Below are 13,348 nucleotides of genomic sequence, written 5' to 3'. Positions count from 1 at the left end.
CGCTTGCAATGACGATTTGGTATCCACGCAATAATGATGTAAAGCCACTCTGATTTAATTAGAGTTAAAAGTTCTTGTCTCCAAATTACCAAATTTAGAAAATTGACTATCATAATAAAGCGGAACATTTCCAACTGGTCCGTTACGATGCTTTGCAACAATTATATCGGCAATATTGTATACTTTGTTGAGCTTATCTAACCATTCGGCATGTTTAGCATCGCTTGCTGCCGGTTCTTTTCTAGTTAAATAATATTCTTCACGATAAATAAACATTACTATATCAGCATCTTGTTCTATAGTTCCCGATTCTCGAAGATCGGATAGCATAGGTTTTTTATCCTCACGTAGTTCTACCGCTCTTGAAAGCTGAGATAACGCAATAACCGGAATATTTAACTCTTTTGCTATTGCTTTTAAACCTTGGGTTATTTCTGAAATCTCGCTAACTCTATTTTCAGATTTACTTACTCCTCTAATTAATTGTAAATAATCAATAAATAATATACCGAGATTATGCTTGCGTTTCATTCTTCTAGCTCTTGTTCTTATAGCGGAAATAGATAGAGCAGGGGTATCATCGATAAAAAATTGTAATTCCGATAAAGTATTTGCTTCCTTGCGAAGACGGTTATATTTTTCTTCACCTAGAATTCCTGTACGAAGAGAAGTAGAATCAATTTCTGCACACATTGAAAGTAGACGTGTGGTTAGCTGTTCTGAGGACATTTCTAAAGAGAAAAAACCTACTGACTGAATTTCTTGATTATCTCTAATATTTTTAAGACGCATATTATTACAGGCATTAAGTGCAAGATTTATAGCAAATGCCGTTTTACCCATCGACGGACGTCCTGCAAGAATTATAAGATCGGAATTATGAAAGCCGCATAATTTATTATCTAGATCAATCAAACCGGTAGATATACCGATTACATGATCATTATTTTTCATAGCCCTATTAATACTAGCTAGTGACTCTGAAATAGATATGCCGATTTTGGTAAAACTTTTTTCATTCAAGCCTTCGCTAGCTAAATCGTAAAGTTTAGCTTCGGCATGTTCAATCTGTTCCTTTGCTTCAACTTCTAATGAAGAATTATAGGCATTATTTACTACTTCTTCACCGATATTTATTAAATTACGCTTTATTGCTAAATCATATATTATTTTACCATAATCAACCGGATTTATTACCATCATTGAAATAGTTATCAATTTTGCTAAATACTCCGCTCCTTCTACTTCTTGAAATAGTTCATCTTGAGTTAACATACTACGTAAAGTAATAGGTGTAGCTGTCAGTCCTTTTTCAGTAATTTTCTCAATTGCCTTATAGATTTTTTGATGAATAGGTTCAAAAAAATGTTCATCACGTAAAAATTCCGATACGTAATTTAGTAATTCGTTATTGGTTAAAATCGCCCCAAGTAGCATTTGCTCTGCTTGAACATTTGAAGGTAAAACCCTTGGTATAGGTAAATTATCTTCGTTATCAGCTAATATATTTGTTTCGTTATTTATTTTATTACGTGCCATTGTTGTTTGTTAAATTATTATATGGTTTGAAAAAAGAAGCCCTTTATGTCATTCCCATGAGGTATTGTTTCGTGGATACCGAGTCGTCATTGCAAGCAGCCGTAGGCTGCGTGGCAATCTAGGAGAATGATAAAAAAATTCTGTAAATCAGAATTTACTGGATTGCTTCGTTAATTACTTATGTAATTTCCTTGCAATGACGTTAAAACCGATCCACACAACAAAGCCCAAAACAGAACATTTTACATTATTCATTCTTTGCTTCATTTCTACGTTCAGCGATTAATTTATCTACTAAACTTTCTTCCAGTGAAAAATATTTATTAATGATATTACGGGCTTTTTTTAATGCAAGTTTTAATAGTAAAGTTGATACTTTATTGCTCATAACTATCCCAGCGTTTAATTAAATTAGTTTCGATATCGAAAAAATCTAAAACTCTAGTAATAGAATGATTCACTATATCATCTATACTTACAGGGTTATTATAAAAAGCTGGCACGGGTGGCGATATAATGCCGCCGTAACTCGCTACTTTTAACATATTTTCTAAATGTCCGATATGCAAAGGAGTTTCACGGGTCATTAAAATAAGTTTTCTTCTATCTTTAAGTACAACACCTGCCGCTCTACTAATTAAATTATCTTCCATTGAGTGAGCAATACTTGCTAAGGTCTTCATACTACAAGGGGCTATTATCATGCCTGAAGTTTTAAAAGAGCCGCTTGAAATAATAGCACCTAAATCTTTATCGTCATAATAATAATTAGCCAGTAGCTTAACTTCATCTATAGAATATTTAGTTTCGAGCTTTATAGTAAGAGCTGCTCCCTCTGAAATAACCAAATGAGTTTCGATATTTTGTTGCTTTAGTACTTCAAGCAAACGAATACCGTATATTGCTCCTGAAGCTCCAGAAATTGCTATAACAATTTTTGTTTCTTTATTCATCTAGGTTTCTATAATTTATCAGTTTAGTATATAATAAAAAAAAAATTATAAAATACATTATATATGCGAATAGCAAAAATATTATTACCGGTAGCAAAATTATTTCCGCTAGATTATTTAATACCTGAAGATTTAGAGCTAAACATAGGTGATCTTGTTGTAGTGCCTTTTAGACATAAGGAATTAACCGGCATAGTATGGGATCTTGTTTCAAATTCCGAGGCAAAAAAAATAAAAACTATTAGAGCGAAAGTACCGTTAAATTTAAATATTACTTCAGAAGTTTTAGAATTAATTAAATGGATGAGTAGCTACTATATGTCAGAGCTTGGGAGCATAGCCAAGTTAGTATTACCTATAGATATTGCTGAAAAACCGATTAAAGTTAAGGAGCAGAAAGTCAATAATAACTTTGTGCTACCTGATTTGTCAGAAGAGCAGAAACAAGCAGTAACAATTTTAAATGAAAGTAATAAGCCAACACTTGTTAAAGGTGTTACGGGATCAGGTAAAACAGAAATATATTTTCATCTAATAGCAGATTACTTAGCAAGAGGCAAACAAGTGCTTGTTATGTTGCCTGAAATTGCTTTAAGTACACAAATTATTAATCGTTTTATAGAGCGATTCGGTTTTGAGCCTATCATATGGAACTCAAGCGTTACCAAAGCTCACAAGAAAATGATTTTAAGAGGTATATTAAGCGATAAAGTTAAAGTAGTAATTGGGGCTAGAAGTAGTTTGTTTTTATCTTTTAAAAATCTCGGTTTAATAGTTATAGATGAGGAGCATGACGATTCCTATAAACAAGATGATGGTATATTATATAATGCTAGGGATACGGCTATCGTAAGAGGTACATTTGATAAAGCACAAATTGTTTTGTGTTCGGCAACACCGTCTATTGAAACGATACATAATATAGAAATGGGTAAATATCAATTGGTTACATTGGTTAATAGATACAAAAATGTCGATTTGCCAAATATAGAAATAATCGACATGACTAAAGAAAAGCTATCTAAGAATTCCTATTTATCCAAGATTCTTATAGAAGCTATCAAAGGTAATTTAGATAATAAAAAGCAAGTCTTATTATTTCTTAATAGGCGTGGTTATGCTCCACTCATGCTATGCAAAGCTTGCGGTCACAGATTTACCTGTAAATTCTGCTCTTCTTGGATGGTAGTACATAAAGCGACTAAAAAACTTGAATGTCACCATTGCGGTTATCAAAGTAAAATTTTTAGTTCTTGTCCTGAATGTCTAGAGGATGAAACATTAACTATCTGTGGTCCAGGTATAGAGAGAATAGAGGAAGAAGCAAAAGCACTTTTTCCTGAGAGTAAAATTGCGGTGATAAGTAAAGATCATGCTAAAAGCCCGGAAAAAATAGCACAGCTTCTACATCAAATGGAAAATTTAGAAATTGATATTTTAATAGGCACACAAATAATAACAAAAGGTTATCACTTTCCGAATCTTACTTTAGTTGGAGTAATAGATGCCGATCTTGGAAGCAATAATGCCGATCTTAGAGCATCTGAGCGAACTTTTCAGCTACTACATCAAGTAGGTGGTAGAGCGGGTAGAGGAGATAGTAAAGGTGTAGTATATTTACAAAGCTATTATCCTGATAATACAATTTTTAGTTATGTTAAAGTCGGTGACGAAGATAGTTTTTTTGCAAATGAACTTGAAATAAGAAAATCAGCAGATATGCCGCCATTTTCCAAAACAGCATCGGTAATTTTATCAGGTTCCAGTGAGGCTAAAATTCTAGAAATTGCTAGGGATATGGTCCGAATCGCACCAAAAGCAAACGTGAAAATTTTAGGACCGGCAAGCTCATTAATGTCAAAGCTTGCTGGTAAATATCGTTACCGGATACTTATTATAGCCGATAAGAAATTTAATTTGCAGAAATATTTAAAATTTTGGCTAAGCCTTATAAAAATTCCTTCTTTTTGCCATCTAAAAATAGATATCGATCCTAAAAGTTTTTATTAGCTTCTATATCTTGCTCCTTGATTCTTCGACGGTGGAACATTAGATGAATAAGGAGAAGGATTGGTAAGAGATTTTTGTATTTCTGCTATAGCTTTTTTAGTATTTTGAGTAGAATTTTTTATAGCATCTTTATAAAAAGCAGCTTTAGCTTTATCTCCGGTAAAAGAATATTTTATAAAATTACCAATATTTTTCCAAATAGGATTATTATCCATTTTTGTAGTTTCTTCACACCATTTACCTGCCTCTTTCAGTTTTGCTTCAACTTTAGCTATAGCAGCTGGATTATGCTTATTATCATCATAAATCTGAATAATATTATTTACTTTTTCTTTAAATTCAATGTGTTTTCTACTTTGTTTCAAATGAGCTATTATATCATCATTGTTTACTAATTCTCTAAGATTATCAATTATATCAGATAATTTAGGTGGTTCAGGTAATTTATAATGTTGATTTATTTTTTCAAATTTATCTTTGTGTGGATGATTCTTTATTAGATCATCTTCTATAAAAGAAACAAACTCTTTTTGAGGTACTCCTACTTGTTTTATTAGCCGTCCTAATGATTGTTCATAAGCTTTAATAGTAACATCAAGACGCTTCCCTGCCATAGAACCGCTTAATTCTATATAGCGGCTAAATTCCGGAATCAAAGCATCTTTGGTATCAATATTATGATCTTTAAAAAATTTCTCTATTTTCTCTTTTACGGTTAAATTAGATTGTTTTTTAGGTGTTTCTTCCGGTACTTTTGTTTGTTCCGGAATCGGTTTTGAAAAAATAATAGGCTTTTGGGTTTCAACTTGCGGAGATGGGGTGTCGACAAATATATCAAGTGCTTGGGAATGTGTAGTTAAGTCAGTCTGTTTTTTATGTGCCTCGTTCCATGCCTTTATTTGCTCAGAAGTGGGTTTTAGAGGAACAGCCGGTTTTGTTTTTTTTGGTGGGTTATTTGACATATTTTTTGATTTTTTTTCCCACTCTTGTATTCTGTCTTTTACTGATTTTGGAATATTATCTTGTGTCATATTAAGCTCCTATGTTTATTTACATAATTAAACAGCTTGCTTAAATTTTTTATAAATTGCAAGCAAAATTTCTTTTTATAATGCAATATTTTTACTATAAGATAGTTAGGTTATATATTTTATATATTAGAATCCAAGTTATTAACTAAAATGAGATATGAATTTTATGTACCCCCATATTAGACTTAGAAGAAATAGAAAAGCTTTTTGGCTTAGAGAGTTAATATCCGAAAGTAATTTATCGGTTAGTGATTTAGTGTTGCCTTTATTTGTTGTTGCAGGACATAATGAAAGGCAAGAAATTAAAACTATGCCTGGTATATATCGTTTATCGATTGATCAAATAGTAGAAACGGCAAAAGAAGCAGCAGAGCTTGGTATTAATGTTATTGCATTATTTCCGAGTATTGATCAGAGTCTAAAAAGTGAAAATGCCGATGAGGCTTATAATTTAGATAATTTAATATGTAGAACTATTAGAAGCATCAAGAACGCTAATATCGATATTGGTATAATATGCGATGTAGCACTTGATCCTTATACTACACATAGTCATGATGGTATTGTGCATCATGGGGAAGTTGATAATGATAGATCAGTAAGAGCTTTGTGTAATCAAGCATTAGTGCTAGCAAAAGCTGGAGTAGATATTGTTGCACCTTCCGATATGATGGATGGAAGAATCGGGGCTATAAGGGAATATCTTGACAAAGAGGGATTTATAAATGTTGGAATTCTTGCTTATGCCGCTAAATATGCTTCAAGTTTTTATGGTCCGTTTCGCGATGCTGTTAAGAGTAATAAAAAGAATTATTTAGATAAATCAAGCTATCAAATGGATGTACGTAATATTAAGGAAGCAATGCTTGAGATTGAACATGATATAGCAGAGGGAGCCGATATGGTAATGGTGAAGCCTGGTATGCCGTTTTTGGATGTTATTCGTGAAGCGGCAAATAATTTTAATGCTAAAATTTTTGCATATCAGGTTAGTGGAGAATATGCAATGTTAAAATTTGCAGCAGAAGCAGGGGCAATTGATTGGGAGAGAGCTTTGATGGAGTCATTAATTAGTTTTAAACGTGCCGGTGCCACAGGTATATTTACCTATGCAGCTCTTGAAGTAGCTGAAATATTAAAGAACAATAAAATTAAGTAGAAAACGGCTTTCGTCCTTGATATAAAATAAATTATATATAAATAATGTGTTTTATAATTATATCAAAATTATAAATTTGATGTAAATCATTATAAAGAGGCGAAGATGACACAAAATAAGAAATCAGTATTTAAAGGTTGGAATTTTTTAAAGCCTAAAGGAGGCGGAGCTAATGAGGCAGGAGAGCATGGCGGAGTATATCAAAGCTTAGACGGTAAAATTACAGCGATGATAAAAAAAGAGGCTTCAAGCTCAAAAAATATAGCCGAGTTTTTAGGATCTCAAATTTTTGAAGCTATAAGTCCTGGAAATGGAGCAAAGGTTAATTTAATTGCTCCTGATGATTTTAATAAATCTAAAGCCGTTGATTCGCAAATATATGTCAAATCTGAATTTTTTGAGAATTATAGTAGCGATATGTATGTGGACATGGATAAACATATGTCTGCTAAAACTAAACCGAGTTCTTGGTTTAGAAAGGACGGTGGTAGACCACTTTTTATGGGGGCTAGAAATAAATTATTTAGAACCTTAGAAAATGCTTTTAAGGAAATTAAGTATCAGAACTTTGAAAACATTATGCCGGCAAGTTTATTGATCGGCGATTTTGATATACATGTTGGCAATATAGGAGTTATCAGAGATCAAAAAAATCCAAAAACTTTACCTAAATTAGTAAGAATTGATTTTGCTGGTAGTTTTGATAATTTAACAAATAATATATATCCGCATTCAAGAGCCAAACATTTGCCTGGACTTGGTCCCACTAACCATTTTAGAGAATTTCCTTCTAATTTAAGAACAAAAAATCCTAATTTTGCCGATAGCTTACTTGCAGTTTCTAAAATTGATTTAAGCAAAACTATTGATAAAAGTTTTGATGAATTAACTAAATATTATAGTAATAAAGCAATTGCAGAATTTGCAAAACAAGCGATGCCAAAGCAATTTAATAATAAACAATCTAAAGAAATAACGCCTGAAGAAATTAAGGCGAGTTTAATAGATACAATGAAAAAAAGGCAAGAATCCTTAAAGGAATACGGCTTAGAAATTAAAGTAAATAGTTTAATTTCTAAAAAATATAGTTTTCCTTATTACGAAGTGAAAGAGCAAGGATTAAAAACGTTAATGAAAGAGTATCCTGATTATTTTGCGAAAATTCTTAATTATGAAGAAAGAAAAAAAGGAGGACAAAAACTTAAATTAAGAAATAAAATTACTACTAATTTTGCAAGAATTTTAGAAATACTTGGTATTAGAGATAGTGCGAAAAAACATTTAATAAAGACAATAAAAAGTTTAAATGAAGATATTAAAGATGAAAGAAATTTAGCTGGTTCTTCTGATAAAATAAAGAAAGAACCAAAACAAAAATCGGTAAAGACAAGTATATATGCAAACAGAGAATATGTAGATGCTCTAGAAAAATTTAAGAAAGCAGTTGGAACGGATGATATTGTTAATGTTACTCCAAGTCAATTAGGTCTAGCTAAAAAAGCTAAACAAAAAGACCAAGATTTATTAAAATTAGATGAAGAAAATCTAAAACATATAAAGAATCTAAAAGAAAAGCTTATGAAGTCTACTAAAACTACTGCAGCTAGTGTTGTTAATAAAAAGTCTACACCGGCTAAAACGAGATAATAAATGAACCAAGCAACAAGAAGCCTACAACTAAGTAATTAATTAGTAAAAGCCCATATTGCATCGGCAGCTTAAGCTTAATTATCTCAATCTTTTTAGAAAAATACATGGCTTTTACTACTTTAAGATAATAAAACGCAGCAACTACGCTGGTAAAAATACCACAATAAGCTAATGCAAATTCTTCTTGATTAATTGCTTGGTAAAAAAGGTAATATTTACCGAAAAATCCTGTAAGAGGAGGGATTCCAATCATTGAAAACATAACTATGCTAATTACGGTAGTTATAGTTTTATGATGCTCTGCAATTCCTTGTATAGTTTTAAAACTAGCTTTATTGGCGTCTTTACCGAGCAGTATAATTAAGCAAGTAAAAAATCCTATACTCCCTACCGCATATATTAGAATATATAGTAGAGCTGCTTTATATCCTTCTTGATTATGCAGAAGAACGCCGATTAATACATAACCGATATTTAAAATAGTACTATAAGCCATTAATCTTTTTAGAGAAGTTTGACGAATGGCTCCAAAAGCTCCAAACAGCATAGATAATATAGCAATTATCTTTATTAAATTATAATTAATAGGGTAGTAATTACCTATAATTAATTTGCTGATATTTAATAAAACAATAACCATACCTATTTTTGAGGCAGCGGTGAAATAAGTAACCGAAGTAATCGGTGATCCTTCATATACGTCAGGGACCCAAAAATGGAGTGGAACACTTGAGAGTTTAAAGAAAATACTACTTAAAAATAGTACAATACCGATTATTAAACCAAGATTCATTCTGGAATTGTCATTTAGTTTATATAAGATATCCTCAAATTGTAGGCTTCCGCCGAATCCGTATATAAAAGAAATACCGAATAATGATAAACAACTAACTAAACTACCTAAGATAAAATATTTTAAAGCACCTTCCGATGATTTCATATCATTTAATTTGAATCCTGCAAGTGCATATGAAGTTAAAGCAGTAAGCTCCATACCGCAGAATAATAATAGAAAATTCCGTGATGAAATTGCAACAAAAATACCTACGACCGATAATAACATTAAAGTAATAAATTCAAACTTTAATGCCTCAGCAACAAGAATAGAGTAATCACGGTATATAATCATGGAGATAATAGTGAATAGTAGCACTATGCTTTTACTAATACCGATATTTATTCCGGTAGCAAATGAGTACCATACTCCTTCATAACTTGAGTACTTAAAGGTAAGAAAAATTGATAATATGCATAGTAAAATAATGATATTAGAAATAATTCTATTTTTATTTGGGATCATTACGGCAAAAAGCTGCCCTAAAAGTGCTATTAAAGTCAAAGTTATTTCAGGAAGTAGAAGTAGCATATAAAACTAATATTATTTATGGAAATATAGATATTAGTAAATAAATCATTTTTTATCAACAAACTTATATATAATATTGAACTTTAATACTACTTCTAATTAAAATTATTTTCTTCGTAAAATTATATTATATAAAAAAAGCCTAAACATGATGAGATTGTACGTAGTGCATTTAAAAACCCTATAGTTGCTAAAGCCCTCTACAGCTTAGTTCTAATAATCCTTCTTTGTCCTTATTCTTTAGCAGACTTCGTATCCTGTGCAAATATATTATTACCGGCTATTAAAATTCCTATGGTTAATATTTTAGATGTTCGTTTCATATTTTTATATTTTATAACTATAAGTGCTAATTTTGTTGAGTGTATAATTTCTTATACATTAATAATTAATAGTTGCAATAAATAAAAATAAATTATTTTGGTTAATCAATTTTAAATTGCTTAAATAAAATTAAATTCTTAAACTCACACCTATAATTGTTTTAATCTAATTAGGTTTTCTAATAAAAGTATACTTTCTACCATTAAGTAAAAATATGAAGCCTTCTACTTCAAAATCATTAACTGACAAGTTAAGAACCTTATATAGCTCTCACGATACTTTACCAAAGCTAATAGAAGATACGAAAATCAAAGCTCAGTCTTTAGATGAATATTACGTAAAATTACAGATATTATTGAGTGAAGACGATGAAGCAGCATTACGCGATAAAGTTGTCGGAGAAAAGAGATCGATAGCAATAGAGAATATTTTTAAAGCCATAGATACGGAAAGATAAGAGAGCTGTTTAATAAAAATTATCAAGTTCAAGAAGAAAAAATTGATAATATAGTTAAGTCACTAAATGAAGAACATAAGTTTGAGATACTTCGCAGAAATCTACCTAATAAAAGTGAATCAGAAATAAAAAATATCATTGAGCAAGTAAACAGAATAAAAGCAGATGTCGGTAAAGTACTGTTACTCGGTAGTGTAGGAATAGGTCCACGTTAATGCATTATATATCTTATAAATGGGGAAAAGGGGAGTTATGGAGCGATAAGTTTGATTATGTTTTTAGAGTTAGGTTCAAAGCATTATTAAATGAAAGTTGGAAAGACGGTTATAGTGGGTATTTTGATATTAATAATTTATCTCAAAGTAAGCTTAATTGTTTTATCCATTATTGTTTAGGCAGTAGTGAAAGTACCTTAAGTGTTAAGGAAATAATGGATATCCAAAATAAAGATAAGATGTTGTTATTACTTGACGGGTATGACAGTAGCACATCTAAATACTCGAGATGAATTTAAAAAGTTAATAGATAAAATATTAGAATATAAAAACGTAATAATGAGTTCTAGACCTAATGCGGTTGTAGAAGAAATGCGTAACAGGTTTGCGCGGAAAGTAGACAATACAGGCTGGGATAGTGAGGGAATAGAGCAATATGTACATAAAAATTTTGAGTATGATAAAGAGCTAGGAGTGCAATTAAAAAGCTTTTTGGATACTCATAGCCAAATAAAAACAATATGTGAAATTCCTATCAATACTGCATTAATATATTTGGTTTGGAGTGATCAAGATATAAGGGATCAGTTTCACAAAAACAGCGATGAAGATTTTAATATAAGTCGTTTATATAGTGAAATAATAAACTGGCTTAATAATAGGCATCTAGAAAAAAACTAAAATAAATATAAAAATAAAATTGAAGCTAATGATATAGATGAAGTTATAGAACAAGGACGATTAAAAAGAGAAGGAAGTAATTATCAATTTATTCACTTAACTATTCAAGAATTTTTAGTCGCATGTTATTTAAAAAATCAGTTAACAGATAATAATACAAAACACAAAGCAGCGAGCTTTATAGGTAAGCATAGAAACGAACCGAAATATCTAATGACTCTGAAGGTTCTAGCTGGAATAGTTAGTAATGATAACAAACAAGAGTTAACAGAAATATTTTGGGAAGCTGTAACATGTAATGTTGATAGGATATTAGAGTTAGGGATTGAAAGAAAGATTATTTATTAGCTCAAAGCAAAATTAACGGGAAATTTGATAGTAGAATACCGAATTTAAAACAAATACAAAATTTAATAGATGAAGTTGTGCTAAAAGATATTACGCGTTGGGAACAACATATAATAGACAGCGGTTATTTATCGGAAGCGATTGTTAAAACAGTAAATGAAAAATTACAAAACAAAAAACCTGACCCTCAAGCATTTAAAACAGTTATAGGAATCATCACAGGATTAGCAAATAGAAATGAATGGGGCAGTAAAACAAAAATTTATAAGAAGTTAACAAGCCTATTAGAAATTAAAGATGAACAATTACAAAAATTAGCCCAAATATTAGATGAGATGATAGATAAGACAATATTACAGGAAAGCTTAAAAAAATAATACCGTTATTAAATAAAAAGGTATTAAATGAATATGTAAATATAATATTGATTGAAATAATTAATATTATGCCTAAGTTAGATATTAAAATATTAAATCAGGTAAAAAAATTATACAACAAATACTTAGTTACTAAAAGCTTAGTTAAGATAGTAAATACAACACCTAATATTATAGCACCCAAGGCATTTAATGCACTGCAAGAATTATTTAATGATCCTATAGAAAATTTCAAATTCGAGGCAGTTTCAGTTTTAGTTGAAATAGTAAAAGCAAAGCCTAGTTTAGTAAAAGAAGCATTGAACATATTGAAAACACTAATCCGTAATGCTAATTATGTCAAATTTGATACTGTGCAATGTTTAAAATCAGAATAACTATTTGGTAACCCTAATAATGAAATTTTATATCAAGCTACTCGAAGCTTAACTGAAATGCTAAGTGTAATGCATGAACAAGAAGCTTTAAATACACTGCAAGATCTACTAAATGATTCTAATATTTATATTAAGGCTACGGCTGTTTTAAGCTTAGATTTAATATATATTGTACCAAGTTTAACATGAGCAATATTTAGTATATTGAAAAAAGTATTAAACGATTCCAGCAACGAAGTCAAAATTGTAGTTATTTGGAGCTTAACTGAAACAATATGTATAAATCCTAGTTTAGCCCAAGAGACATTAAAAATATTGAATACACTACTTAATAACCCTAGTAATTATATTGAATTCACAATCGCCAAAATCCTAGGTTGGATAATACAAATAAACCCCAATATATCACATAACGCATCTAAAATACTGAAAAATCTATTTAGTAATTCTGACTATATTATTAAATCCGAGTCTGCTTTAAGTTTAGTTGAATTAGGAAAGGTAAAACCGGCAGAAGAAGCATTTAAAGTATTCAAAGATATACTCAGTGACCCTTAACCCTTATGTTGACAGATATGCTAAGTATGAAGCTGCTTGGAATTTAATTGAAATATTAAAAGTAATGTTAGTTAATAAAGGAGGTCATAAACAATTTAATGAATTATGAAAAATAATTTACTTAACTAAAATTGAAGCATTCCAATTTGATGAAGATTTATACACAAAGGCAAACACCATCATACACAAAATAACCGACCATATCACTCAAGAATATAAGAAAAGTAAAAATCCTGAAGTAATAGAATGGTTTATTACAAGTTTTAACGAATTACCAAAAATAAAAGAAAATAGCCACTATTT

General features: G+C 30.3%; 16 protein-coding genes. 11 read left to right on the top strand and 5 right to left on the bottom strand.

Translation table 11 applies throughout. From position 1 onward, the window contains the following. Window positions 1–54: 54 nt before the first annotated feature. From RGRA_RS0105230 to RGRA_RS0105220, 3 genes are all read right to left on the bottom strand, one after another. Complete coding sequence (locus RGRA_RS0105230; protein ID WP_017442295.1) at window positions 55–1,539, bottom strand: replicative DNA helicase; 1,485 nt, start codon at window positions 1,537–1,539, stop codon at window positions 55–57. Between the two features lie 247 nt (window positions 1,540–1,786). Continuing rightward, entirely contained in the window at window positions 1,787–1,927 is a 141-nt protein-coding gene (locus tag RGRA_RS12335; protein WP_017442294.1) for a hypothetical protein, read from the bottom strand. Continuing rightward, the gene (locus RGRA_RS0105220; protein WP_017442293.1) at window positions 1,917–2,492 is read right to left on the bottom strand and encodes a UbiX family flavin prenyltransferase; all 576 of its coding nucleotides are present in this window, start codon (window positions 2,490–2,492) and stop codon (window positions 1,917–1,919) included. The genes RGRA_RS12335 and RGRA_RS0105220 overlap by 11 nt, the downstream gene beginning before the upstream one ends. Window positions 2,493–2,555: 63 nt before the next feature. Between RGRA_RS0105220 and RGRA_RS0105215 the strand changes: the two genes are divergently transcribed. After that, entirely contained in the window at window positions 2,556–4,502 is a 1,947-nt protein-coding gene (locus tag RGRA_RS0105215; protein ID WP_017442292.1) for a primosomal protein N', read from the top strand. Here the strand turns inward: RGRA_RS0105215 and RGRA_RS0105210 are convergent. After that, window positions 4,499–5,533 carry a hypothetical protein gene (locus tag RGRA_RS0105210; protein WP_024547336.1) on the bottom strand — a complete coding sequence of 345 codons (1,035 nt, stop codon included), beginning with the start codon at window positions 5,531–5,533 and terminating at the stop codon, window positions 4,499–4,501. The genes RGRA_RS0105215 and RGRA_RS0105210 overlap by 4 nt on opposite strands. A 166-nt stretch (window positions 5,534–5,699) precedes the next feature. Here RGRA_RS0105210 and hemB point away from each other — a divergent pair, with 166 nt between their 5' ends. After that, the gene (gene hemB, locus RGRA_RS0105205; RefSeq protein WP_024547335.1) at window positions 5,700–6,692 is read left to right on the top strand and encodes a porphobilinogen synthase; all 993 of its coding nucleotides are present in this window, start codon (window positions 5,700–5,702) and stop codon (window positions 6,690–6,692) included. Window positions 6,693–6,797: 105 nt separating this feature from the next. Then, the gene (locus RGRA_RS0105200) at window positions 6,798–8,339 is read left to right on the top strand and encodes a hypothetical protein (protein ID WP_017442289.1); all 1,542 of its coding nucleotides are present in this window, start codon (window positions 6,798–6,800) and stop codon (window positions 8,337–8,339) included. On the opposite strand, the gene nuoN is transcribed toward RGRA_RS0105200, so the two are convergent. Further along, on the bottom strand, window positions 8,326–9,708 hold the full coding sequence (nuoN, locus tag RGRA_RS0105195; protein WP_017442288.1) for an NADH-quinone oxidoreductase subunit NuoN: 1,383 nt from the start codon (window positions 9,706–9,708) through the stop codon (window positions 8,326–8,328). The two genes, RGRA_RS0105200 and nuoN, sit on opposite strands and share 14 nt — an antisense overlap. 538 nt (window positions 9,709–10,246) lie before the next feature. Here nuoN and RGRA_RS11495 point away from each other — a divergent pair. The 8 genes from RGRA_RS11495 (at window position 10,247) to RGRA_RS09075 (ending at window position 13,045) form a co-directional block, all read left to right on the top strand. Beyond that, window positions 10,247–10,489, top strand: coding sequence for a hypothetical protein (locus RGRA_RS11495; protein ID WP_017442286.1), 243 nt, complete (start codon window positions 10,247–10,249; stop codon window positions 10,487–10,489). Between the two features lie 214 nt (window positions 10,490–10,703). Next, complete coding sequence (locus RGRA_RS12140; protein ID WP_017442285.1) at window positions 10,704–10,997, top strand: hypothetical protein; 294 nt, start codon at window positions 10,704–10,706, stop codon at window positions 10,995–10,997. Next, entirely contained in the window at window positions 10,966–11,385 is a 420-nt protein-coding gene (locus tag RGRA_RS13575) for a hypothetical protein (RefSeq protein WP_017442284.1), read from the top strand. The genes RGRA_RS12140 and RGRA_RS13575 overlap by 32 nt, the downstream gene beginning before the upstream one ends. 213 nt (window positions 11,386–11,598) lie before the next feature. Then, window positions 11,599–11,733, top strand: a complete 135-nt coding sequence (locus RGRA_RS14130; RefSeq protein WP_017442283.1) for a hypothetical protein — start codon at window positions 11,599–11,601, stop codon at window positions 11,731–11,733. 77 nt (window positions 11,734–11,810) lie between these two features. Beyond that, a complete protein-coding gene (locus RGRA_RS13570; RefSeq protein WP_017442282.1) occupies window positions 11,811–12,110 on the top strand; it encodes a hypothetical protein in 300 nt (99 codons plus the stop codon). A gap of 68 nt (window positions 12,111–12,178) precedes the next feature. Then, window positions 12,179–12,487 carry a hypothetical protein gene (locus RGRA_RS11875; protein ID WP_157668031.1) on the top strand — a complete coding sequence of 103 codons (309 nt, stop codon included), beginning with the start codon at window positions 12,179–12,181 and terminating at the stop codon, window positions 12,485–12,487. Between the two features lie 57 nt (window positions 12,488–12,544). Beyond that, window positions 12,545–12,676, top strand: coding sequence for a hypothetical protein (locus RGRA_RS14125; protein ID WP_269077356.1), 132 nt, complete (start codon window positions 12,545–12,547; stop codon window positions 12,674–12,676). A gap of 15 nt (window positions 12,677–12,691) precedes the next feature. Further along, window positions 12,692–13,045, top strand: coding sequence for a HEAT repeat domain-containing protein (locus RGRA_RS09075; RefSeq protein ID WP_236609813.1), 354 nt, complete (start codon window positions 12,692–12,694; stop codon window positions 13,043–13,045). Window positions 13,046–13,348 lie beyond the last annotated feature (303 nt).

Source organism: Rickettsia gravesii BWI-1 (assembly GCF_000485845.1).
Taxonomy (GTDB): Bacteria; Pseudomonadota; Alphaproteobacteria; order Rickettsiales; family Rickettsiaceae; genus Rickettsia; species Rickettsia rickettsii.
The sequence above is the reverse complement of the archived record's forward strand: the minus strand, read 5'-3'. Positions and strand labels throughout refer to the sequence as shown.

Excerpts from the sequence above, each read along its gene's own strand:
- RGRA_RS0105230 (WP_017442295.1), bottom strand. The coding sequence starts at position 1,539 with ATGGCACGTAATAAAATAAATAACGAAACAAATATATTAGCTGATAAC.
- RGRA_RS12335 (WP_017442294.1), bottom strand. The coding sequence starts at position 1,927 with ATGAGCAATAAAGTATCAACTTTACTATTAAAACTTGCATTAAAAAAA.
- RGRA_RS0105220 (WP_017442293.1), bottom strand. The coding sequence starts at position 2,492 with ATGAATAAAGAAACAAAAATTGTTATAGCAATTTCTGGAGCTTCAGGA.
- RGRA_RS0105215 (WP_017442292.1), top strand. The coding sequence starts at position 2,556 with ATGCGAATAGCAAAAATATTATTACCGGTAGCAAAATTATTTCCGCTA.
- RGRA_RS0105210 (WP_024547336.1), bottom strand. The coding sequence starts at position 5,533 with ATGACACAAGATAATATTCCAAAATCAGTAAAAGACAGAATACAAGAG.
- hemB (WP_024547335.1), top strand. The coding sequence starts at position 5,700 with ATGTACCCCCATATTAGACTTAGAAGAAATAGAAAAGCTTTTTGGCTT.
- RGRA_RS0105200 (WP_017442289.1), top strand. The coding sequence starts at position 6,798 with ATGACACAAAATAAGAAATCAGTATTTAAAGGTTGGAATTTTTTAAAG.
- nuoN (WP_017442288.1), bottom strand. The coding sequence starts at position 9,708 with ATGCTACTTCTACTTCCTGAAATAACTTTGACTTTAATAGCACTTTTA.
- RGRA_RS11495 (WP_017442286.1), top strand. The coding sequence starts at position 10,247 with ATGAAGCCTTCTACTTCAAAATCATTAACTGACAAGTTAAGAACCTTA.
- RGRA_RS12140 (WP_017442285.1), top strand. The coding sequence starts at position 10,704 with ATGCATTATATATCTTATAAATGGGGAAAAGGGGAGTTATGGAGCGAT.
- RGRA_RS13575 (WP_017442284.1), top strand. The coding sequence starts at position 10,966 with ATGACAGTAGCACATCTAAATACTCGAGATGAATTTAAAAAGTTAATA.
- RGRA_RS14130 (WP_017442283.1), top strand. The coding sequence starts at position 11,599 with ATGACTCTGAAGGTTCTAGCTGGAATAGTTAGTAATGATAACAAACAA.
- RGRA_RS11875 (WP_157668031.1), top strand. The coding sequence starts at position 12,179 with ATGCCTAAGTTAGATATTAAAATATTAAATCAGGTAAAAAAATTATAC.
- RGRA_RS14125 (WP_269077356.1), top strand. The coding sequence starts at position 12,545 with ATGCTAAGTGTAATGCATGAACAAGAAGCTTTAAATACACTGCAAGAT.